This window comes from Mesorhizobium sp. WSM3224 (genome assembly GCF_000427725.1).
Classification (GTDB): Bacteria; Pseudomonadota; Alphaproteobacteria; order Rhizobiales; family Rhizobiaceae; genus Mesorhizobium.
Map to the genome: position 1 here is coordinate 126896 of NZ_ATYO01000012.1, position 21070 is coordinate 147965.

The following is a 21070-nucleotide window of genomic DNA, read 5'->3' on the forward strand; positions in this document are numbered from 1 at the left end:
GGGAACCCATGGAACCGGAGGTCCTGGAACTCGAAACCTTCTTGCCGTACCGGCTCTATCGTCTTGCCGATGCCGTCAGCCGCGAGTTCTCGAAAATCTACAAGGAGCGTCACGGCCTGACACGACCGGAATGGCGCACGCTTTCCGGATTGGGCCAGCGCGGCACGATGACCGCCACCGAGCTCGGCGAGCAGTCGGCCATGCACAAGACCAAGGTGTCGCGCGCCGTCGCCGAGCTGGAGCGCAGGCGCTGGCTGACGCGCACGCCGGACGAAAACGACCGCCGGGTCGAGCACCTGACACTGACCAAAGCAGGGCTAGCCGCCTATCGCGAGATGGTGCCGTTGGCAAAGGCGTTTGAACGGGAGCTGCTGGAGAGGTTGAGCGCAGAGGAACGGACAGCGATTATTGGCGGTGTGGCGGCGCTGGAGGCGAAACTCACTTTGGGTTGAAATCGTTGCAGAAATCAGATGGCTATGGTGGCAGGCAATGCTCCTAGACCGTAGTAGGCACGTTCGTCCTCGATAGTGCCTCTGGCATAGCTTCGAAATGCTCCCGGATCATCGATGTAGCCCAAGAGAACCTGCGCTTGCGAAGCCGCATGTCTTTGAGCGCTTACAAACAACCGCTTTGCCGTTTCAAAGTCACCAGCCAGGCCGGCCGCGACCCCGGCATGGAAGGCTGCCCACTCGCCGTATGCGCCCGGCTGCAATTCATTTGCGAGAATTGTCGCTGTCGCCTGCACGGAAGGGAACATCGATCGGTTAATCTGGTCAATCTCGAGTACCTTCCTAGCCATTTGACCGACCAGAGGCACAAACTGTGCGGAGTTCTGGAACTCAACGAACCCGCCGACGCGTTCAGAGCGATCGAAGGTCAGTGTTTGCGGAAGCGAACCCCAAAGCCAGTGGACAGCCACGTTCAGGTAAGTGCCTTTAGACCAGGAGCTGGGCTGAAATTCGACTACACTCAGCCAGAAACCGCGATCAGCGATCCAGATACGTGACCGTCCTTTTCGTCGAAATCCAGCCGGCTGCAATACGGTCTTTGCCTCCGAAGCAATGATACGACCGTGCTCGTTTTCCGGCATTTTGGGACTCACATAAAGGCAGTAAGCTCGGTGTTCACCAATCCATCACCACCTTGCCGGAACTGCCGCTCCGCATCGCATCGAAGCCTATCTGGAAATCGTCGATGCCGATGCGATGCGTGATCAGCCCCGACACATCCAGCGGCCCCTGCACGAGCGCGATCATCTTGTACCAGGTCTCGAACATTTCCCGTCCATAGATGCCTTTCAGATGCAGCATCTTGAAGATGACCTTGTTCCAGTCGATCTCGAAGCCGGTGGGCGCAATGCCGAGGATGGCGATCTTGCCGCCATTGTTCATGGTGTCGATCATGTCGCGGAATGCTGGCGCGGCGCCTGACATCTCCAGACCGACGTCGAAACCTTCGCTCATGCCGATCGAAGGCATGACGTCGCGCAGCTTCTCCTTCGAGGCGTCGACGACATGCTGGACACCGAGCTTGCGCGCCAGATCCAGGCGGACCGGGTTGATGTCGGTGATGACGACCTTGCGCGCACCGACGCATTGCGCGACCAGCGCGCCCATGATGCCGATCGGACCGGCGCCGGTGACCAGCACGTCCTCGCCGACGAGATCGAAGGACAATGCCGTGTGAACCGCATTGCCTAATGGATCGAAGATGGCGGCGATCTCGTCGGGCACGTCGTCGGGAATCGGCACGACATTGTGCTGCGGGATCGCCAGATATTCGCCGAAGGCGCCGGGGCGGTTGACGCCGACGCCGAGCGTGTTGCGGCAGAGATGGCCTCGCCCAGCGCGGCAGTTGCGACAATGGCCGCAGACGATGTGGCCTTCGCCCGAAACGCGCTGGCCGACCTTGTACTCGGTGACCGCCGCACCGTAATCGGCCACCGTGCCGACGAACTCGTGGCCGGTCACCATCGGCACCGGCACCGTCTTTTGCGCCCACTGGTCCCAATTGTAGATGTGGACGTCGGTGCCGCAGATCGCAGTCTTCTTGACCTTGATCAGCACGTCGTTGGGGCCGATCTCGGGCACCGGCACCTCTTCCATCCAGATGCCCGGCTCGGCCTTGGCCTTCACCAGCGCCTTCATCAAGTTGGACATCAGGATCTCCCTACAACTTGAGAGACTGCGCTCCTTCGCGCCCCCCCTCTGTCCTGCCGGACATCTCCCCCACTTGGGGGGAGATTGGCAGCTTCGGCGCCAGCGCCGCCTTTCAACGTCGGATATTGGCGAAGCCCGTCGTGACGGCCAATCTCCCCACTTGTGGGGGAGATGTCCGGCAGGACAGAGGGGGGCGCCGTAGAGCAAAAGCATCCGCAATTACCCGATTACTCCAAGCTCTCTCCCCACCGCGCCGAACGCCTCGACCGCCCGGTCGATATCGGCAGCGGAATGTGCCGCCGACATCTGCGTGCGGATGCGCGCTTGGCCTTTCGGCACCACCGGGAAAGAGAAGCCGATGACATAGATGCCGCGCTTCAGCATGCGCGCGGCCATCTCCTGCGCCAAAGCCGCGTCGCCCAGCATCACGGGTATGATCGGGTGATCCGCACCGGCCAGCGTGAAGCCGAGCTTGCCCATCTGCGACCGGAACCGATCCGCGTTGGCATATAGGCGCTCACGCAGCGCGTCGCCATTGCGGATCAGGTCGAACACCTTGATCGAGGCGCTGGCGATCGCCGGCATCAGCGTGTTGGAGAACAGGTACGGCCGCGAGCGCTGGCGGAGCCAGTCGATCACCTGCCTCTTGCCCGACGTGTAGCCGCCGGAGGCCCCGCCCAGCGCCTTGCCGAGCGTGCCGGTGATGATGTCCACCCTGCCCTCGACGCCGCAATGCTCGGCCGAGCCGCGGCCGTTCCTGCCGACGAAGCCGACCGCATGGCTATCGTCGACCATGACCATGGCGTCGTATTTTTCAGCGAGGTCGCAGACGCCCTTCAGGTTGGCGATGATGCCGTCCATCGAGAACACCCCGTCGGTGGCGATCAGCCGGAAGCGGCAGTCCTTCGCTTCCTTCAGGCGGGCTTCGAGATCGGCCATGTCGTTGTTGGCGTAGCGGAAGCGCCTGGTCTTGGAGAGCCTGACCCCGTCGATGATCGAGGCATGGTTCAGCGCATCCGAGATGATGGCGTCTTCCTCGCCGAGCAGCGTCTCGAACAGGCCGCCATTGGCGTCGAAGCACGAGCCGTAGAGAATGGTGTCGTCCATGCCGAGGAAGGACGAGATCACCGCCTCGAGCTCTTTGTGCTCCTCCTGCGTGCCGCAGATGAAGCGCACCGAGGCCATGCCGTAGCCGTAGCGGTCGAGCGCGTGCTTCGCCGCGTCGCGCAGATCTGGGCTGTCGGCGAGGCCGAGATAGTTGTTGGCGCAGAAATTCAGCACCTTTTGGCCGCCGACTTCGATCTCGGCGGACTGCATCGAGGAAATCACCCGCTCGGACTTGTAGAGCCCGGCCGATTTCAGGCCCTCGAGCTCGCTGTCGATGTGGGAAAGGAATGCTTTGCTCATGGTCCGGCCCTGTTCGGTTCGAGGCCGGACTGTCGCGCTATGGGCGCAAAAAATCCATCGCAAAAGCGACCGCCTCGGTGGCGTTGCGAAAGCTCGATCGCAATCCTTGGCGACGGTCCGACCACAATGCGATCAAAACAGGAGTGTCCGGGAAAGGACGTGATAACCATCTTGCGAGCTTTGCCGCGCCGCCATGACGGCCGCCAGCGCCCCTTGCCGACCTGTTAACTCTTTCAAGGCAAGCGTTTTTCCACGAATCCAGGGCAGGAATCCGTCGGTCGGAGGGGTCACCCAGTTATGTCGCAGCAGCCAGTGCACAGCGTTTCGCGCAAGCTGATCCTGCTCATCAAGACCGGCTACTGGCTGGCGCTGACGATCATTGCCGCCATGGTGGTGGCTTCCTTCATTCTTCTGCAGCAGCTGATGGCGCAGCAGCAGCACAACGATGCGCTGCTCGACATCGTCTCGACACAGAAGGCGCTGTCGCAGCGCATCGTTTTCCTGGCCAGCGCCACCGGCGCGGCCTCGCGCGACAAGCAGCCGGCGCTGGTTACGGCTCTCAAGGACGCGACAGGAGCGTTCGAGACCAACTACGACCGGCTGCTCAAGGAGACGGGGGCCGATCCGCTGTCGCCGGCGCGCAACGATCCGAAGTCGATCGAGTATGTGCTGTTCAGCAAGCCGTTCCACCTCGATTATTTCTCGGTCGGCCTCGTCGCCAATGGCGACAGGCTGATCTCGTCCTTCGCCTCGCAGCTCGGCATGCAGAGCGACGGCTACAAGGGCGGCGGCGAACGCGTCGGCCTCGACGCCTCCGTCGCCAACGCGACGATGTCCGGCTATGCCGCGCTCGGCCAGCGCATCAGCGCCTTCGCCGACGAAAAGTCCAGCAACATGCTCGACCTGCACCGCACGCTGTTCTTCGCCACCCTCGGCGTCATCGTGCTGGTGGCGCTGTTTATCTTCCGGCCGATGTCCAACGCCATCCTGCGCAAGACGCGCGAGCTGGTCGACGCGCGCAACTCGATGGCCTTCATCGCCGTGCATGACGGCCTGACCGGCCTGCACAACCGCACCTTCCTCACCGACCATTTCGAAACGCTGATCAAGGGGGCGCACCGCCGCCGTGAGCGCCTGGCGGTGATCCAGCTCGATCTCGACCGCTTCAAGCAGATCAACGATACGCTCGGCCACGCCGCCGGCGACTATGTGCTGGTGGTGACCGCGCAGCGCATGCGCGATTCCTGCCGGGCATCGGATCTCTGCGCCCGGCTCGGCGGCGACGAGTTCGTCATGATCCTCAACGGCGCCGGCAGCACCGAGGACATCCATGCGCTGGCCAAGCGCATCATTGGCGAGATCAACGAACCGATCACGTTCCAGGGCACGACCATCATGCCCGGCGCCAGCGCCGGCATCGCAGTCTATCCGGTCGACGCCGACAATGCGCAGGACCTGCTCGTCCATGCCGACCTCGCGCTCTATTCCGCCAAGAAGCTCGGCGGCGGCAACTTCTCCTTCTTCTCGGAGGAACTGCGGCGCGAGCTCGACTACCGCAAGCAGCTCGAACAGGACATCCGCACGGCGATCGCCAACAGGAGCTTCGATGTCTATTTCCAGCCGCAGGTATCGCTGACCAGCGGCAAGATCAGCGGCATCGAGGCATTGGTGCGCTGGAGGCACGCCGAGCGCGGCATGATCTCGCCCGGCGAGTTCATTCCCGTCGCCGAAAAATGCGGCTTCATGCCGGAGATCGGCCGCATCGTCATTGCCAAAGCTATTGAAGAAGCCGCCGAATGGAACCGCGCCGGCATCGACTTCGGGCGCATCGCCGTCAATGTGTCGGGCACCGAGTTGCGCGAGCCCGATTTCGACGCCTTCCTGTTCGGCACGCTGGAGCGCGCCGGGCTGCCACCGCAGAAGCTGGCGCTGGAGATCGTCGAATCCGTTATCCTGGACGACGAGAAAACCGGCATTGCCGCCAAGCTCCGCCACATCCGCGCCGCCGGCGTGCATCTCGAGCTTGACGATTTCGGCACCGGCTATGCCTCGCTCAGCCACGTCAATCCGAACGAGATCGACCGGCTGAAGATCGACCGCCGCTTCGTCCAGAACATCAACGAGAACGGCGACAACAGCAAGATCGTGCGCGCCATCACCGAGCTTGCCCGGGGGCTGGGCATCTCGATCGTCGCCGAGGGCGCCGAGACCGAGGCCGAGCTCGACTCGCTGATGGCGATCGGCTGCGACCAGGTGCAGGGTTATTCGATCGCCTTCCCGATGCCGCAGGACAAGGCGCGCGAATGGCTGGTCGCGCGCAGCCCGAAGAAGACGAAGCTGAAGGTGCTGCAGGGCAGCCTCGCATAGCGCAATCTACCGACAAGCTTGACAAGCTCAGGCGAGCATGGCGGCTTGACACGATTGCAACCGGAACTTGCGGATGCGGCTTCGACTTCTCGTACTGACGCTGCTGCTTGTCTCGTCGCCGGCCCTGGCCGCCGATCGCACCATTTACCTCACTTTCGACGACGGTCCGCTGAACGGCACCAGCAACATCCTCGACGTGCTGCAGGCCGAGCAGGTGCCGGCAACGCTGTTCATGGTCGGCATGCACGCCGAGGCCAGCGCCACCAATCGGGCTTTGCTGCAGCGGGCGAAATCGATGCCGCTGGTGACGATCGGCAATCACAGCTACAGCCACGCCTATAACCACTACCGGCATTTTTACGGCGACACCGAGGGCGTGGTCGCCGACATGCTGAGGGCCAATATCGTGCTCGGCCTCAAGCCGGCCGTGCATGCGCGGCTGCCGGGACGCGACGTGTTCCGGCTGCCAAGTTATTCGAAAGACGACAATTCGCTTGGATTGGCGCAGGCGGGGCGCGAGGACCCGGACTACGAATTCGTCGCGGCGTCTGGCTTCTGGCTTTACGGCTGGGACCACGAATGGGTGCATGAGGACAGCGGCAAGCCGGTGCAGAGCGTCGACCATCTGGTCAGCGAGATCGACCATCTGTTCGGCTACGGCCATTTCGCCAAGCCGAACAAGCTGATCCTGCTCATGCATGACGAGATGTTCCAGGACGCTTTTGACGGCAAGGCGAAACTGACGGCGTTGATCGCAGCACTCCGGCTGCGCCGCTACGCCTTTGGCGCGATACCGGGCTACGACTGAGGTGGCTCAGCGTTGCGCCTAAGCGCCGCCAGCACTTCCGCAAATTCGGCCAGCTTGTCGTCGGGAATTCCGGTCCGCAGCCGCTTGTCGAAGGCAAGCGCCGCCTTGCGCAGCCTTTCGAACATCGCCTCGCCGGCCTCGGTTAGCGCCACCTGGTGGACCCTGCGGTTTTCCGGATCGCGGCGCCGCGTCAGCAACCCTTGCGCCTCCATGGCGTTGAGGTGATGCGTCAGGGTCGCGCCCTGGATACCGATCATCCCGGCGAGCTCGCGCTGGTTGGCGAGTTCCTTCGACTTGACCGACAGCAAGGTCAGCCAGACCGGCAGCGTGCCGCCGGCCTCGACCATCGCGGCATCGAAAGCCTGCGCCACCACCTTCGAGGTGCGGGCGAGATTCATGCCAACGGGCGGACGGTCAAACGGTGTCATGATCTGACAGTAGAGCATGCAACAGCAAGGTGGAACTCGGCTCAATGCATTGACATCTAATCATTAGATATCTAACTTTGTCTTATTGATGGCGTCGCGGGTGCGATGCGCGGCGGGCGGCAGAGAGGAGTGCAGTCATGCAATATGTCTACATCGTCGTCATCGGCCTGCACGTCATGGCCGGCGTGTTCTGGGCCGGCACGACCATTGCGGTCGCCCGCGATCCGGAGATCAAGGCGGAGCGCTTCATCCGGCCGCAGCTCGGCGCCTCCGGCCTGGTTTTCCTGACCGGCATATTGCTCTGGTATTTCTTCCATGAGGGCGCGTTCGGCTCGATGGAGAAGGTGCTGGCGCTGGGCATTCTAACGGCGCTGATCGCCGCCGGCGTGCAGGGCGCCCTTGTCGCCTCCGCCAGCAGGCAGCTGGCAGGCGCCGATCAAGCGACGCAGACCCAGCTGCGGGCGAAAATGACCAGGGGCGAGCGCATCGCGGGCGGGCTGCTGGTCCTCACGGTGCTGTGCATGGCGACGGCGAGAATGTTCTGAAATCGCACGGCCGGCGAAACCGGCCGGGCGCGGCGCGCAACGGGCCAAAGCGGCAGGTGGCTCTCCTTGCAAAGGTCCGTTGCGCGCCACCAAACCATCAGATCCTGATGCCGAAACGGATGCCGTCATAGATGGCGGCGTGGATGTTGCGTGAAGCGACGGCGTCGCCGATGCGAAACAGCACAAACCTGCCTTCGGCATTGCGCGCGGGGAAGATGTCGCCGCCATTCACCAGCCGCTCATAGTCGACCGCGCCGCCATTCTTCGACAGCGGTTTCAGCGACAGATAGAGGTCGTCGAGGGGCGCGGTGCCGTGCTCGACCACCACCTGGTCGACGCGCCGCTCGCCCCGCCAGCCGTCGGCGAAGTCCGACGCCAGTTCGGCGATGAGCTGGTTGCCCTCGCGCCGCACCGAGCGCAGGCGGGTGTTGATGGTGACGGTAACGCCTTTCTCATGAAAGGCGCGCATATAGGGCACGTGGTTCAGGCCGCCCATTTCCGGCGCGAAGAAGCGCTCCGGCGAGACCAACTCGAGCTTCGAGCCGCTGTTGGCGATGAGTTCGGCGGCGCCCATGCCCTGATGGCCGCCATTGTCGTCGTAAAGCAGGACATTCTCAGCCGGCTTGACGCTGCCAGCCATGATGTCCCAGCTCGAGGTGACGAGATTTTCGCCGGTCGTCAGTGGCGGGTTCTGCGGCAGACCGCCAGTCGCCACGATCACCACATCCGGCGCCAGCGCCAGCACATCGTCCTTCTCGGCCCAGGTGTCGTAGCGCAGCTCGACACCGAGGCGGTCCAGTTCGGCCAATCGCCAGTCGATGATGCCGATCAATTCCTTGCGGCGCGGATTCTGCGTGGCAAGCCGAATTTGGCCGCCGGCCTGGCTGGAGGCTTCCAGCACCGTCACTTGATGGCCGCGTTCGGCCGCCACGCGCGCCGCTTCGAGCCCGCCGGCGCCGGCGCCCACCACCACGACTTTCTTCCTCGGCCCTTCGCTCTTTGCGATGACGTGAGGAATGGTCGCCTCGCGGCCGGTCGCGGCGTTGTGGACACACAGCGCCTCGCCGCCCTCGTAGATGCGGTCGAGGCAATAGGTGGCGCCGACGCAAGGGCGGATCTCGTGCTCGCGGCCTTCCATCACTTTGCGGATGATATGCGGGTCGGCGATGTGGGCGCGCGTCATGCCGACCATGTCGAGCTTGCCGGTGGCGATGGCGTGGCGGGCTGTAGCGACGTCGGAAATGCGCGCCGCGTGGAAGGTGGGGAATTTCGTCGCCGCCCTCACCTCGCCGGCGAAATCGAGATGCGGCGAGGAACGCATGCCGGCCACCGGGATGACCTTGGTCAGCGACGCATCGGTTTCGATCGTGCCGCGGATGATGTTGAGGAAATCGACCTTGCCGGACTTGGCGAGCCGCCCGGCGATCTCGATGCCCACTTCTTTCGAGATGCCTTTTTCGAGATCCTCGTCGGCGACCATGCGGATGCCGACGATGAATTTTTCCCCGACGGCCGCGCGCACGGCGTCCAGTACCATGTCGGTGAAGCGCAGCCGGTTGTCGAGCGAGCCGCCGAACTCGTCGTCGCGATGGTTGGTCAAAGGTGACCAGAAGCCGTCCATCAGATGGCCGTAGGATTCGAATTCGATACCGTCGAGGCCGGCCGCCTGGCAGCGCTGCGCGGCCGAAGCATAGTCGGCGACGATGCGCTCGATGTCCCACTCCTCGATGGTCTTCGGGAAGGCGCGGTGCGCCGGCTCACGCACAGGCGAGGCCGACAGAACCGGCAGCCAGTCGGCCTTGTTCCAGCCGGTGCGGCGGCCGAGATGGGTGATCTGGATCATCACCTTGCAGTCATGCTCGTGGCAGGCATCCGCCAGTTCGGCGAGCCACGGCACAATACGATCGTCATAGACATGCAGATTGCCGAAGGCGGCCGGACTGTCGCGCGAGACGATCGCCGATCCCGCCGTCATGGTCAGTGCCATGCCGCCCCTGGCCTTTTCGGCATGGTAGAGCCGGTAACGCTCCTTCGGCATGCCGTCCTCCGAATAGGCCGGCTCATGGCTGGTCGACATCACCCGGTTCTTCAGCGTCAGGTGCTTGAGCTGGTAAGGTTGGAGAAGCGGGTCGTTGCTGGTCATCTTCTTCCTGCCGTTTCAAATTGCACGGGAGCGTCGTGCCGCTCCCGCTTCCATTTCGCGCATCGGATTCGTCCGAAAACCGCTGCGCATTTTTCGGTCCGATGCTAATGAGCGGCCCAAACCCGCCGCGTCTGAAAGATTGCGGCGTAATTTCCGCTTTGTTTTGCCTGCCGCTCGGACCCTTGGGGCGGCAGCAAGGAGCCGCCCATGACCGACGCCAAGAACCTCACCCAGCTCGGCAAGCACGTCGAGACACCACAGAGCCCCGAACAGGCGGTCCTGGAGACCGTGCCGTTCCAGCGCGGCGACGGCCCGCCGGCGATCGTGCGCTTCACCTGCCCGGAATTCACCTCGCTCTGCCCGGTCACCGGCCAGCCGGACTTCGCCCACATCGTCATCGACTACGCGCCCGACAAGACGCTGGTGGAATCGAAGTCGTTGAAGCTGTTCATGACCTCGTTCCGCAATCACGGCGCCTTCCATGAGGAATGCACCGTCATGATCGGCCGCCGCATCGTGGAGGCGACCAAGCCGCTCTGGCTGCGCGTCGGCGGTTACTGGTTCCCGCGCGGCGGCATCCCGATCGACGTCTTCTGGCAGACCGGCGCGCCGCCCAAGGACGTGTGGCTGCCGGATACCGGCGTGGCGCCCTATCGCGGAAGAGGTTGAGTCAGTCGCCATCATTCGCACTGGTACTGGCTCAGCGCCCATTCGCCGGTCACCGACAGGAGGTCGGACACCTTCCAGTCGCCGCCGACCTTTTTCAGCTTCCACTCCAGCCGGTGCTGGTGGCCATCGACGACGAAGGCGACGACCACCTTGGCCTGGTCGCCATTGACGGCTTCGATAGTGCGCAGACTCTGGTCGATGGCGAGCTTGTCGTAGTCGGCATTGTCGAGCGCCATGTTGGGGTCGAGGCATTCGCCCTGCCCCGAGGCGCGCAGCGCGTCGCTCTTGTCGAGCACGGTTTTCGCCGGGTCGACGAAGTTCTTGCGCTGGGCGGGATCCAATTCCAACCCGAGATGCTCATAGAAGGGCTTCACCACCGCCGTCGGCGAACCGGGCAGGACAGGCGGGGGAGGCGGCTCGGCCGGCTTGGTCTGCGTTTCGGCGGGCGGCGACTTGCCGTCCGCAGGCGCATTGTCGCCTGGGGACGCGGTCGGCGGAGGCGAGCCGAACAGCCTTTGCGCGCAAGCGCCGCCATTCAGCCCCGCGGCCAGCATAGACAAGCTCGACAGCGCGAGGACGAGACGGCGCAGCACGGCATCACTCCGTCGAGGAGCCGCATTCCAGCGCGCTGAGCTTCCAGTCGCTGGTCTTGGAGGCGATGTCCGCGATCTTCCACTTGCCGTCCACTTTCTTCAGCGACCACACCATTTCGCGTTTGGAGTCATCGCCTTCCGGGAAAAGATTGAAGCTTGCCGTCACCTCGGCGGTGTCGCCATTGACGGCCTCGGCGAGCTTCAGCGTCTTCGACAGGGTCTTCTGATCGAAATCCTGCGCGTCGAGGCCGGGGTCGAAGTCGATGCAGGACACCTCGTCGGGCTTCTCCTTCTGCGCCTTGTCGTTGGCCTCGAAGAGCTTGGTGACCGGGTCGGTGAAGCGGTCACGGTATTTCGCGTCCGCCTCGAACTTCACTTCAGGAACGTAGAAGAACTTCACCGTGTTGGAAGCCGGCCCGGCGAGCGCGGAGCCGGGCAAGGCAATCGACATGGCAACGGCAAGCGCTATCGGCTTCATGCAGGAACTCCGGATGTTCGGCGCGTGGTGGCAGGATCACCACCACGCATCCTGCATATCGGCTTTTTCGCGGCGCATGAAGTCCTTGCGTTACCCCGCTCAGGCGTCCAGCCAGACGTTCTGGAAGTCCATTTCGTAGGTCTGGTGCATCGAGTAGTTCTTCACCTTCTTGTTCATGTGGCAGTAGAGCTTCTGCCAGAAGGGCTGGATGATGACGCCGGAATCCTGCAGGATCATCTCGACGTCCTTCATCACCTCCTTGCGCTTGGCGACGTCGATCTGCGACAGCGCGTCCTTGAGCTTGGCGTCGAAATCCGGGTTGGAATAGGCCGTCTCGTTCCAGGCCTCGCCGGTGCGGTAGCCGAGCGCCAGCACCTGCACGCCGAGCGGGCGCATGTACCAGATGGTCATCGAATAAGGATATTTCGTCCAGTCGTTCCAGAAGGTCGAACCCGGCAGCACGGTGCGCTTCACTTTGATGCCGGCGTCGCGCAGCTGCCCGGCGATGGCATCGCCGGTGTTCTTCTGCCATTCGTCCTCGACCGTGATCAGCTCATGCTCGAAGTCGGCCTGGCCTGCCTCCGCCATCAGCTTCTTGGCGCCGGCGGCGTCGCGCTCCTTCTTGGGCAGCGGGTAGTATTCGGGATGGATCGGGCTGACGTGATGGTTTTCGCCGACCGTGCCAAGGCCATTGTAGCCAAGCTGCATCACCTGGTTGTTGTCGACCGCCATCTGCAGCGCATTGCGCACCCGTTTGTCGTCATAGGGCTTGTGGGTAACGTTGGTGCGGGCAACGAGCGTGGTCGCTGTCGCAACCTCCGATTTCACCAGATCCATCTTATCCAGGGGACCGATGAAGTCGGCCGGCGTCTCGAAATCGAGATCGATCTCGCCGGAATCGAAAGCATTCAGCGTGGCGTTGAAGTCGGTGCCATAGTCGATGAATTCGACGCCATCGAGCGGCGCCTCGCCACCCCACCACTTGCCGTTCTCGCGACGTTTGACGATCGCCTTCGATCCGACTGAATAGGAGACCAGCTCGAAAGCTCCGGTACCGATCGGCTTCTTGATCGGATCGGCGCCGTCCTTGTCGAAGTCGCGGTGCACGACCAGCGCCGGATAGTCGGTGAAGCCCGGTATGATGGCGATATCGGCTTCGTTGAGCTTCAGCTTGACCGTGTGGTCGTCGACCTTGGTGATCGCGCCATCCCTCGCCTTGCCGGTCTTGGTGTCGATCAGCGCGCCGACGCGGGCTGCCATCGAATTGCCGGAAGCGCCCTTCTCGCACCAGCGGTTCAGGTTGGCGACCACGTCATCGGCGTTGAAGGCATCGCCATTGTTCCAGGTGACGCCTTTGCGCAGATGCAGCGTGTATTCGGTGGCGTCGTCATTGACGTCCCAGCTTTCGAGCAGGACCGGCTCGAAGGTGAATTGGTGCGTGTAGCGTACCAGCGGCTCAAGCCAGGTGCGGGTGACGTTCGCCATCTCCGTCCAGTCATAGGTGCGCGGATCCTTCTGCGCCTTGACCGACATCGCGACATGCAGCGTTCCGCCCTTCTTCGGCTCGTCGGCGAGTGCCTTGGTCGGGGCGGCAAGACCGATCATGCCATAGGCGAAAGCCGTCGATGCGCCGAAGGCGCTGGCCAAAGCCAGGAATTCGCGCCGGTCGACGCGGCCCGCACGCGCCTCCTCGGCCATCGCCTCGATAGCGGCCGGGACCCGGTCGCCGTTGCTTCTGAAAAGTGTCATTCTCATTCTCCCATTGATCTGATCGGGTCTTCGCCCGTTTGGCTTCACCTAAGGCTGCAGTTTATCAACTAACGCTGTCCGGCAGCTTTTCCTCACGCCGCGCGATCAAATCCGCGAGACCCTCTGCAACGCCCTCGTCGAGCTTCGGCTCCTGGTAGTCGGCAAGCATATTGCGCGCCTTTTCGCGGCCGCGCGTGTCGTGGTCCTTCGCGCCTTCGGCGTTCCATTGCTCGAAGGAGTTGAAGTCCATGATATTGGGCATGAAGAAGGCGCTCTCGAAGTGCTCGAGCGTATGCTGCGTGCCGAGGAAATGTCCTTGCGGACCGACCTCACGAATTGCCGCCATCGCCTCCTTGAAATCGTCGAAAGGCACGCCGCCGGCATATTTGTACCAGCCGACCAGCTGCTCGCAGTCGGTGGCGAATTTCGAATAGCCGCAGGTGAGGCCCGCTTCCAGCCAGCCGGCGGAATGCCAGATGTAGTTGGCGCCGGAAAGGATCGCAGCATGCATCAGCATGTTCGCCTCGTAGCCGGCCTGGGCGTCGTTGAGCTTCGAGCCGACATGGAAGCCGGAGGTGCGCCAGGGCAGCTTGTATTTCCTGGCCAGCGCACCCATCAGATACATCATCTGCGCGGCTTCCGGCGTGCCACCCATCGGGGCACCGGTCTTCATGTCGACCGTCACCATGAACTGGCCGTAGAGTTGCGGCGAGCCCGGGCGGATAAGCTGGGTCAGGGCCACGCCGGCAAGCGCCTCGGCGTTGACCTGCGCCACCGCGCCGACGGCGGAGGCGGAAGTCGAGGCTCCGCAGAGCGCGAAGGGCGCCAGGATCAGCGGCTGGTTGTGGCTCGCATAGACCCGCATGGCGTCGATCATGGTGGCGTCCCAGACCAGCGGCGAGTTGCAGTTGGTGATCGCCACCAGCACCGGGTTGTCGCGCACGAACTCCTCGCCGAAGACGATTGCGGCCATCGCCATCGTGTCTTCGGCGCGTTCCTTGGACGTCACGATGCCCATGAACGGCTTGTCGGAATGTTTCAGCGCCGAATGGATGATGTGCAGGTGCCGCTTCGGCACCGCGATTTCCATCGGCTCGCAGATGACCGAGCTCGAGGAATGCAGCGCCGGCGCCATATAGGCCATCTTGTGGAAATTGTTGAGGTCGGCGAGCGAGCCATAGCGTCGCTTGTTGTCGAGGTCGCGGATGTAGGGCGCGCCATACATCGGCACGAAGATCGAGTTCTTGCCACCGACGCGCACGGTGCGCTCGGGGTTGCGCGCATTGAGCGTGAATTCCGCCGGGACCTTCGAGACGAGTTCCATCAGCAGCGCGCGGTCGATGCGGACACGCGTCTGCCTGACATCGGCACCGGCCGCCTTCCAGAGCTCGATCGCTCCGTCGTCACGGAATTCGCACCCCACCTCCTCGAGGATCTTGAGCGATTCTTCGTGGATCAATTCCACCGCCTCGTCGGGCACGATCTCGTAGACAGGAATCTGCCGGACAAGTGTCGGGAATGACGCGATCGGCGCGCTTCTGAGCGCCTTGCGGCCAAGACGGCCACCGCCGCGGCGGTGGGTCTGTTCGGTCAATTCAACGGCCGGTGCGTTCATGGAGCCTCCTTCTTCCCGCCATCCACGTTAGCGACGCTAAATGTGGCTGTGACGCTGGAAAATCCTGATCTTCAGTATAAGCTGTGCTTATGCGAAGCCTGCGCCACCTCCTGCCCTCGGCCGGCAGCCTGATCGTCTTCGAGGCCGCGGGCCGGCTATCCAGCTTCACTGCCGCCGGGCGCGAGCTCGGCATGACGCAGGCCGCTGTCTCCTATGCAGTGCGCGGTCTGGAGGAGCAGCTTGGCGCAAAGCTGTTCCTGCGCCGCCACCGCCAGGTGCTTTTGACAGAGGCCGGCGAACGCTTCCATGCCGACGTGTCGCTCGGCCTGTCGCATATCCGCAAGTCGGCGGAGGACCTTCGCCTGCAGGCGACCGGCGGGCACGTGACGCTTGCCGCCTCGACCGCCTTCGGCTCGTTCTGGATGATGCCGCGCCTGCAGCAGTTCCGCGACCAACTGCCGGGCATCGACCTGCGCATCCAGACCGCCGACCGTGACCTCGACATCATCGCCGAGGGCATTCCGCTCGGCGTGCGCGGCGGCGTGCCGCGCGACTGGCCGGACTATCACTCGTTGTCGCTGTCCGACGAAGAGATCTTCCCAGTCGCAGGCCCCAACTATCTGGCCAAATTCGGCAAGCCGAAGACCGTCGGGGAACTGGCCACGCACCGGCTGATCCATCTCGAGGAGCCCTACCGCGAGGCGCCGAACTGGGACGAATGGTTCGCGTCGGCCGGAACCAGCCTGCGCAACGCCGAGCGCGGGTTGCGCATCAACGACTACGCCCTGGTGATCCAGGCGGTGATGGAGGGGCAAGGCATCTCGCTCGGCTGGCGGCATCTGGTCGAGCGTCTGGTGGCATCAGGACTGCTTGTGCCGGTGACCGATCATGTGATGAGAACCGGCATCGGATTCCACGTCATCTGGCCAAAGAACCGCGATCTCAGCGACAACGCCCGCAAGGTCAGGGACTGGCTGGTTGCACAGGCGTGAAGTTGGCCCTCCCCTCCGCCGATCGAATCCGCCTATAATCGCCGCATGCCCATCCGCCAGCTTTCCGAAACGATGATCAACCAGATCGCCGCCGGCGAGGTTATCGAGCGCCCGGCGAGCGTGGTGAAGGAGTTGGTCGAGAACGCGCTCGATGCCGGCGCGTCGCGCATCGAGGTCGTCACGGCGGGCGGCGGGCTGAACCTTATCCGCGTCACGGATGACGGTTCGGGCATCGCTGAGCGCGAACTGGGATTGGCGATTGCCCGTCACTGCACCTCGAAGCTTTCCGACAATATCCATGACATCCGCTCGCTGGGCTTTCGCGGCGAGGCCCTGCCTTCGATCGGTTCCGTCGCGCGGCTGTCGATCCGCTCGCGCACGGCAAGCGGCGACAGCGCGGCCGAGATCGGCATCGAAGGCGGCCGCGTCTCGGCGGTGAAACCGGCGGCGGCCAACCGCGGCACGACGGTCGAGGTGCGCGACCTCTTCTTCGCCACGCCGGCCAGGCTCAAATTCATGAAGGGCGAGCGTGCCGAAAGCTCGGCCACGAGCGACGTGGTGAAGCGGATTGCTATCGCCTTCCCCGCCGTGCGCTTCACGCTTGCCGGCCCCGACCGCTCGACGCTGGAATTGCCGGCGACCAATGACACGCCGGAGGGCCGGCTGGCGCGTGTCGCGCAGGTGATGGGCAAGGACTTCCCCGACAACGCCATTGCCATCGATGCCATGCGCGACGGCGTGCATCTTGCCGGCCACGTTTCGATCCCGTCCTACACACGGGCCAACGCGCTGCAGCAATATGCCTATGTCAATGGCCGGCCGGTGCGCGACAAGCTGATTGCCGGCGCGATCCGCGGCGCCTTCGCCGACGTTTTGCCGCGCGACCGGCATGCGGTGACCGTGCTCTTCCTGTCGCTCGATCCTTCGACGGTCGACGTCAATGTGCATCCCGCCAAGGCCGACGTGCGCTTTCGCGATCCCGGGCTGGTGCGCGGGCTGATCGTCGGCGCCATCCGCGAGGCGCTGGCCGGTGCCGGCATCCGGGCGGCGACCACGGGTGCCGCCGGCATGATGGCGGCGTTCCGGCCCGGTGCGGCGCCCTATTCGCATCCCGGCCCGGCCAACGGCCACCGCAGCTATGAGGCGGCCTACCGTGCTTCCGGCTCCAGCGGTTTCGACCGTGGTTCGGATTTGGCACATTCGCCGCAGCGGCCACTGGACATGGGGTATGGCGAGGCCAGACCGCGAGCCAATGGTTTCGCCGAAAACGAGCAGGCCGCCTTCGACACCGGACCGCTCGCCAGCGCCGATGCCCGCGCCGGCATGGCCGAGCCGGCCGAGGCGCTGCTCGGCATGGCGCTGGGCGCGGCGCGCGCGCAGGTGCATGAGAACTATATCGTCGCGCAGACCAGGGATTCGCTCGTCATCGTCGACCAGCACGCCGCGCATGAGCGGCTGGTCTATGAAGCGCTGAAGAACGCGCTGCATTCTCGCGCGGTGCCTTCGCAGATGCTTCTACTGCCCGAGATCGTCGACCTGCCCGAAGAGGATGCCGAGCGACTGGCGATGCATTCCGAAATGCTGGCCAAATTCGGCCTCGGCCTGGAGCGCTTCGGACCAGGCGCGGTCGCCGTGCGCGAGACGCCCTCGATGCTCGGCGAAACCAATGTGCAGCAGCTTGTGCGCGACCTTGCGGACGAGATCGCCGACAACGATACGATCGAGACGCTGAAGGAACGACTGGACAGAATAGCCGCGACGATGGCCTGCCATGGTTCCGTCCGCTCCGGCCGGCTGCTCAAGGCCGAGGAAATGAACGCGCTGCTGCGCCAGATGGAGGCGACGCCGGGCTCAGGCACCTGCAACCATGGCCGCCCGACCTATATCGAGCTCAAGCTGGCTGACATTGAAAGGTTATTTGGGCGAAGATGAGCCAAAGCCCCTCACCCAGCCTCCGCTTCGCTCGGCTGACCTCTCCCCGGTGGGGAGAGGAGACTTTCAGCGCCGGCGCCAACCTCTTCTCCCCGGCGGGGAGAAGGTGGCCGCGTAGCGGCCGGATGAGGGGCATGAAAAAGAGCCGCTCGAAGCGGCTCTTTTTCATGCGTCAGGAAACGACGCCAACCCACCGACTCACCGCTTTAAATTCACCACGATGACGCCGCCCAGCGCCAGCGCGCCGCCGATTATGCCGAGCAGCGTCGGCACTTCGCCCAGCCAGAAGAAGCCGATCAGGGCGGAGGTCGGCGACACGAGGTAGAGGAAGTTCGAGGCGCGCGCGGCAGGCAGGCGGGAGAGCGCGGTTGCCCAGGCGGCGTAGGCGATCAGGCTCGGCACGATGCCGAGATAGATGACGGCGCCAAGACCGGCGGTGTTGGCGACTGCTGCCTGTGAAAACGCTTCCGGCAGGAAGGGCGACAGGCAGAGCGCGCCGAGCACCATGTTGGATGCCGCGATCGTCAGCGGATGATGGCGGGCAAAGAGCGGCTTCTGGACGATGGTGTTGACGGCGGAGCAGAGCGCGGAGCCCAGCACCAGCAGCGCGCCCGCATTGAAATGCAGGCCGTGCCCGTCGGCGACCGCGATGATGCCGATGCCGGTGAATGAGATGACCGTGCCGAGCCAGGCCATGCCGGAAAAACGCTCGCCGAGCAGCGCCATCGCCATGATGGCGGTGAAGATCGGGCTAACATTGATGATGAAGCCGGCCGCGCCCGCCGAGACGGTGAGCTCGCCGAAATTGAGCATGGCGGTGTAGAGCGCGACGAAGATGGCGCCGCCGAATGCGAAGCGCCATAGCTCGTCGATCCTGGGCAGTGCCGGGCGCTTGACCGCCAGGAAGACGGCAGCCGGGACCGCCGCGATGCCAAAGCGCAGCGCGCCGAGTTCCAGCGGCTGGAAGGCGGCAAGGCCGGCGCGGATCGCCGGAAAAGCAGAGGCCCAGCCGATGACCGTCAGCGTCACCGCGATAATGGCGGCGGTGTCCATGCGCTGTGTCTCATTCAATGTGCCGGTGTAAGCGCTCATTGCCGTAGCCTCGTCTTTCTGTGTCATGGATGCAGAAAACGCCATCGCCCGCCAATTGACAAACGAGCAATTCGAGGGTCAGCTGTGAGCATGGATCACAGCTCGGACCAGATACTGCCGTTGGAGACCTTGCGCGCCTTCGATGCCGCGGCGCGGACCGGGAGTTTTTCCGCGGCGGCTGAAAAACTCAACCTCACCCATGGCGCGGTGAGCCGCCAGATCGCCAAGCTGGAAGGCTGGCTGGGGCTGAAAGTGTTCGAGCGCAATGCGCGCGGTGTGACGCTGACCATCGAGGGCAACCGGCTGCATCTGAGGACCGCCGAAGCCTTCGCGCTGATCTCGGTCAATTCCGACCGCTGGGTCGAGCCGCGCGGCACCGCCGTGGTGCGGCTGGCCTCGATTCCGTCGGTCAGCGGGTTGTGGCTGATGCCGCGCATGGCCGCATTGGAGAACCATCCAACGCGGCTGCGCATCGTGCTCGATGTCGACAACCGCCAGGCCGATCTCGCCGACGAAGGCATCGATCTTTCGGTGCGCTGCGGGCGCGGCCGCATTCCGGGCCGTGTGTCGGTGCAGCTTTTCGAGGAGCATATCTTTCCGATCGCCTCGCCGGAGCTGGCAAAGGAGATCGGACGCGGCGATCCTGCCCGGCTTTTAAAATTCCCGCTGATCAACGATTCCGACGCGTCGGGCTGGCGCGCCTGGCTCGCGGCGCAGGACATGGACTATCGCCCGCGCCCGCAGGACCGGCGTTTCGAGGACTACAATCTGGTGCTCGACGCGGCGGCGCATGGTCTTGGCATCGCGCTGGCGCGGCCGCCGCTCACCAAGGACCAATTGAAATCGGGACGCGTCGTCGCTGTCGACGAGCGCGTCGCGCTCAACCCGGTGTCCTATTGGCTGGATCGTCCGGTCGGCAGACCGCGCGCGGCGGCCGCAGACCTCGCCGGGCGCATTGCCGACCAGGCAGGATTGGCCCCGGAAAAGCTCGAGGCCTTCCTGCAGGACGACGACTGAGCGGACTTAGAGCGGTTCACCGTTTCACGGAAACGGCGAACCGCTCTATCTCTTTGTTTTGGCGCAATTCCGGGCGGAAGGTTACGGCGAAGACGCCGAACTTAACCGCTCACACTTTTCCTGGAATTGCTCTAGCGAAGCAACAGCAGCACGATCGTGGTGGTCGCGGCCGAGACGACGGCCGTGACGACCGATATCGTCCACAGGGACACCGGGATCGAATCGGATCGTGGAGCATGGCCTGACGGACGGCTGGCGATACCCCGCGGCTGGGGCGCGTTGGCGTTGGCCGCGACCAGCATCGCGGCGGAAGCGAGAGCCGGCGAAAATGTGGACGGCGCCGGTGCAACCGCCGGCCCTGGCGTGCCGTCGGCGACCGCTGCCTGCGGCGGGACGAAGGCGCGTTGAGCCTGATCGGTGTCCGACGCCCTGCCCGGCGAGGATCTTGCCGGCGCATCGTCCGTCGCGGCGTCGGGCTCCATGACGGCCCGGTAAGCGTCCTCGACCTCGGAAGATGCCAGGCGTTGCAACGGTTGAGTTGCAGGGCGCGGCAGCGCGCCTTGCAGCGCCTGGGCCGCGAATTGCGCCATGGATGGCGCCGGCGGCTGGACGAGCGCCTTGATCAGCGCGGCGGTCGCCGGATCGGCCTTGGGCGACGGCACCGCCTGCGGGGTGAGCGCCTCGTTGATCAGCGTGTTCAAGCGGGTCGGGGTGATGTCCATGCCGGGCTCCCGGGAACCAATTTGCCGCTCCAGCCATACTGGATGAGCATTGCGTCAAGCTTGACGTTGCTTGCGATTTGTGGCGATTGAAACGCGATGAACTCAAGCGTCCTTTCATGATGAACCGTTTCGAAGGCCCGGGCGGCAGGGAAGCCCGGATCCGCTATCTCGACGGCGACTTCCAGGTCACCAGTCCGGGCTCGTTCGTGCGCTGCGCGGTGACCGGCGAGAACATTCCGCTCGACGAGCTCAAATACTGGAGCGTCGCCCGGCAGGAGCCCTATGTGAACGCGGCAGTCTCGCTTGCCCGCGAGATCGAGATGCACCCGGACTTGCGCAAGCGGGGATAGCCCA

The 21070-nt window shown here is 64.0% G+C and carries 20 protein-coding genes; 9 read left to right on the forward strand and 11 right to left on the reverse strand.

Annotation, left to right across the window (positions count from 1 at the left end; translation table 11 throughout):
• Window positions 1–8: 8 nt before the first annotated feature.
• A complete protein-coding gene (locus YU3_RS0120715; RefSeq protein WP_027168046.1) occupies window positions 9–452 on the forward strand; it encodes a MarR family transcriptional regulator in 444 nt (147 codons plus the stop codon).
• 14 nt (window positions 453–466) lie between these two features.
• On the opposite strand, the gene YU3_RS0120720 is transcribed toward YU3_RS0120715, so the two are convergent.
• The 3 genes from YU3_RS0120720 to YU3_RS0120730 form a co-directional block, all read right to left on the reverse strand.
• Entirely contained in the window at window positions 467–1090 is a 624-nt protein-coding gene (locus YU3_RS0120720; RefSeq protein WP_027168047.1) for a DUF4304 domain-containing protein, read from the reverse strand.
• A 34-nt stretch (window positions 1091–1124) separates the two neighbouring features.
• Entirely contained in the window at window positions 1125–2159 is a 1035-nt protein-coding gene (gene tdh, locus YU3_RS0120725; RefSeq protein ID WP_027168048.1) for an L-threonine 3-dehydrogenase, read from the reverse strand.
• A 219-nt stretch (window positions 2160–2378) separates the two neighbouring features.
• A complete protein-coding gene (locus tag YU3_RS0120730; RefSeq protein ID WP_027168049.1) occupies window positions 2379–3566 on the reverse strand; it encodes a glycine C-acetyltransferase in 1188 nt (395 codons plus the stop codon).
• A gap of 297 nt (window positions 3567–3863) precedes the next feature.
• Here YU3_RS0120730 and YU3_RS0120735 point away from each other — a divergent pair, with 297 nt between their 5' ends.
• Window positions 3864–5933 (forward strand): EAL domain-containing protein, encoded by a 2070-nt coding sequence (locus YU3_RS0120735; protein ID WP_027168050.1) that lies wholly within the window; start codon window positions 3864–3866, stop codon window positions 5931–5933.
• Between the two features lie 73 nt (window positions 5934–6006).
• Window positions 6007–6741 (forward strand): polysaccharide deacetylase family protein, encoded by a 735-nt coding sequence (locus YU3_RS0120740; RefSeq protein ID WP_036259050.1) that lies wholly within the window; start codon window positions 6007–6009, stop codon window positions 6739–6741.
• Here the strand turns inward: YU3_RS0120740 and YU3_RS0120745 are convergent.
• Complete coding sequence (locus tag YU3_RS0120745; RefSeq protein ID WP_027168052.1) at window positions 6732–7169, reverse strand: MarR family winged helix-turn-helix transcriptional regulator; 438 nt, start codon at window positions 7167–7169, stop codon at window positions 6732–6734. The genes YU3_RS0120740 and YU3_RS0120745 overlap by 10 nt on opposite strands.
• A gap of 137 nt (window positions 7170–7306) precedes the next feature.
• Between YU3_RS0120745 and YU3_RS0120750 the strand changes: the two genes are divergently transcribed.
• Window positions 7307–7714 carry a hypothetical protein gene (locus YU3_RS0120750; protein WP_027168053.1) on the forward strand — a complete coding sequence of 136 codons (408 nt, stop codon included), beginning with the start codon at window positions 7307–7309 and terminating at the stop codon, window positions 7712–7714.
• A gap of 97 nt (window positions 7715–7811) precedes the next feature.
• On the opposite strand, the gene YU3_RS42150 is transcribed toward YU3_RS0120750, so the two are convergent.
• The gene (locus YU3_RS42150; protein WP_027168054.1) at window positions 7812–9857 is read right to left on the reverse strand and encodes an NADH:flavin oxidoreductase; all 2046 of its coding nucleotides are present in this window, start codon (window positions 9855–9857) and stop codon (window positions 7812–7814) included.
• Between the two features lie 207 nt (window positions 9858–10064).
• On the opposite strand from YU3_RS42150, the gene queF reads away from it, so the two are divergent.
• Window positions 10065–10526: a preQ(1) synthase gene (gene queF / locus YU3_RS0120760; RefSeq protein WP_027168055.1), complete on the forward strand. Its 462-nt coding sequence runs from the start codon at window positions 10065–10067 to the stop codon at window positions 10524–10526.
• An 11-nt stretch (window positions 10527–10537) separates the two neighbouring features.
• Here queF and YU3_RS0120765 read toward each other — a convergent pair whose 3' ends face one another.
• From YU3_RS0120765 to YU3_RS0120780, 4 genes are all read right to left on the reverse strand, one after another.
• Window positions 10538–11119, reverse strand: coding sequence for a hypothetical protein (locus YU3_RS0120765; protein WP_027168056.1), 582 nt, complete (start codon window positions 11117–11119; stop codon window positions 10538–10540).
• A 4-nt stretch (window positions 11120–11123) separates the two neighbouring features.
• The gene (locus tag YU3_RS0120770) at window positions 11124–11597 is read right to left on the reverse strand and encodes a DUF3828 domain-containing protein (RefSeq protein ID WP_027168057.1); all 474 of its coding nucleotides are present in this window, start codon (window positions 11595–11597) and stop codon (window positions 11124–11126) included.
• Between the two features lie 99 nt (window positions 11598–11696).
• On the reverse strand, window positions 11697–13346 hold the full coding sequence (locus YU3_RS0120775; RefSeq protein ID WP_027168058.1) for an ABC transporter substrate-binding protein: 1650 nt from the start codon (window positions 13344–13346) through the stop codon (window positions 11697–11699).
• Window positions 13347–13410: 64 nt separating this feature from the next.
• Window positions 13411–14961 (reverse strand): trimethylamine methyltransferase family protein, encoded by a 1551-nt coding sequence (locus YU3_RS0120780; RefSeq protein WP_027168059.1) that lies wholly within the window; start codon window positions 14959–14961, stop codon window positions 13411–13413.
• A gap of 89 nt (window positions 14962–15050) precedes the next feature.
• On the opposite strand from YU3_RS0120780, the gene YU3_RS0120785 reads away from it, so the two are divergent.
• Window positions 15051–15953, forward strand: coding sequence for a LysR substrate-binding domain-containing protein (locus tag YU3_RS0120785; RefSeq protein ID WP_027168060.1), 903 nt, complete (start codon window positions 15051–15053; stop codon window positions 15951–15953).
• 45 nt (window positions 15954–15998) lie between these two features.
• Window positions 15999–17885, forward strand: a complete 1887-nt coding sequence (gene mutL, locus YU3_RS0120790; protein ID WP_027168061.1) for a DNA mismatch repair endonuclease MutL — start codon at window positions 15999–16001, stop codon at window positions 17883–17885.
• A gap of 198 nt (window positions 17886–18083) precedes the next feature.
• Here mutL and YU3_RS0120795 read toward each other — a convergent pair whose 3' ends face one another.
• The gene (locus YU3_RS0120795; protein WP_027168062.1) at window positions 18084–18977 is read right to left on the reverse strand and encodes a DMT family transporter; all 894 of its coding nucleotides are present in this window, start codon (window positions 18975–18977) and stop codon (window positions 18084–18086) included.
• Window positions 18978–19067: 90 nt separating this feature from the next.
• On the opposite strand from YU3_RS0120795, the gene YU3_RS0120800 reads away from it, so the two are divergent.
• The gene (locus YU3_RS0120800) at window positions 19068–19994 is read left to right on the forward strand and encodes a LysR substrate-binding domain-containing protein (protein WP_027168063.1); all 927 of its coding nucleotides are present in this window, start codon (window positions 19068–19070) and stop codon (window positions 19992–19994) included.
• Between the two features lie 131 nt (window positions 19995–20125).
• Here the strand turns inward: YU3_RS0120800 and YU3_RS38700 are convergent, their stop codons facing one another.
• Window positions 20126–20716, reverse strand: a complete 591-nt coding sequence (locus YU3_RS38700) for a hypothetical protein (protein WP_051334008.1) — start codon at window positions 20714–20716, stop codon at window positions 20126–20128.
• A gap of 116 nt (window positions 20717–20832) precedes the next feature.
• Here YU3_RS38700 and YU3_RS0120810 point away from each other — a divergent pair, with 116 nt between their 5' ends.
• Window positions 20833–21066: a DUF2093 domain-containing protein gene (locus YU3_RS0120810; RefSeq protein WP_027168064.1), complete on the forward strand. Its 234-nt coding sequence runs from the start codon at window positions 20833–20835 to the stop codon at window positions 21064–21066.
• The last annotated feature ends 4 nt before the right edge of the window (window positions 21067–21070 follow it).

Bases quoted from the DNA above. Each gene is read 5' to 3' on its own strand.
- YU3_RS0120785 (WP_027168060.1), top strand. From the start codon at position 15,051: ATGCGAAGCCTGCGCCACCTCCTGCCCTCGGCCGGCAGCCTGATCGTC.
- YU3_RS0120735 (WP_027168050.1), top strand. From the start codon at position 3,864: ATGTCGCAGCAGCCAGTGCACAGCGTTTCGCGCAAGCTGATCCTGCTC.
- YU3_RS0120745 (WP_027168052.1), bottom strand. From the start codon at position 7,169: ATGACACCGTTTGACCGTCCGCCCGTTGGCATGAATCTCGCCCGCACC.
- YU3_RS0120730 (WP_027168049.1), bottom strand. From the start codon at position 3,566: ATGAGCAAAGCATTCCTTTCCCACATCGACAGCGAGCTCGAGGGCCTG.
- YU3_RS38700 (WP_051334008.1), bottom strand. From the start codon at position 20,716: ATGGACATCACCCCGACCCGCTTGAACACGCTGATCAACGAGGCGCTC.
- YU3_RS0120780 (WP_027168059.1), bottom strand. From the start codon at position 14,961: ATGAACGCACCGGCCGTTGAATTGACCGAACAGACCCACCGCCGCGGC.
- YU3_RS0120750 (WP_027168053.1), top strand. From the start codon at position 7,307: ATGCAATATGTCTACATCGTCGTCATCGGCCTGCACGTCATGGCCGGC.
- queF (WP_027168055.1), top strand. From the start codon at position 10,065: ATGACCGACGCCAAGAACCTCACCCAGCTCGGCAAGCACGTCGAGACA.
- YU3_RS0120795 (WP_027168062.1), bottom strand. From the start codon at position 18,977: ATGAGCGCTTACACCGGCACATTGAATGAGACACAGCGCATGGACACC.
- YU3_RS0120810 (WP_027168064.1), top strand. From the start codon at position 20,833: ATGATGAACCGTTTCGAAGGCCCGGGCGGCAGGGAAGCCCGGATCCGC.
- mutL (WP_027168061.1), top strand. From the start codon at position 15,999: ATGCCCATCCGCCAGCTTTCCGAAACGATGATCAACCAGATCGCCGCC.
- YU3_RS0120740 (WP_036259050.1), top strand. From the start codon at position 6,007: ATGCGGCTTCGACTTCTCGTACTGACGCTGCTGCTTGTCTCGTCGCCG.
- YU3_RS0120715 (WP_027168046.1), top strand. From the start codon at position 9: ATGGAACCGGAGGTCCTGGAACTCGAAACCTTCTTGCCGTACCGGCTC.
- YU3_RS42150 (WP_027168054.1), bottom strand. From the start codon at position 9,857: ATGACCAGCAACGACCCGCTTCTCCAACCTTACCAGCTCAAGCACCTG.
- YU3_RS0120800 (WP_027168063.1), top strand. From the start codon at position 19,068: ATGGATCACAGCTCGGACCAGATACTGCCGTTGGAGACCTTGCGCGCC.
- YU3_RS0120720 (WP_027168047.1), bottom strand. From the start codon at position 1,090: ATGCCGGAAAACGAGCACGGTCGTATCATTGCTTCGGAGGCAAAGACC.
- YU3_RS0120775 (WP_027168058.1), bottom strand. From the start codon at position 13,346: ATGACACTTTTCAGAAGCAACGGCGACCGGGTCCCGGCCGCTATCGAG.
- tdh (WP_027168048.1), bottom strand. From the start codon at position 2,159: ATGTCCAACTTGATGAAGGCGCTGGTGAAGGCCAAGGCCGAGCCGGGC.
- YU3_RS0120770 (WP_027168057.1), bottom strand. From the start codon at position 11,597: ATGAAGCCGATAGCGCTTGCCGTTGCCATGTCGATTGCCTTGCCCGGC.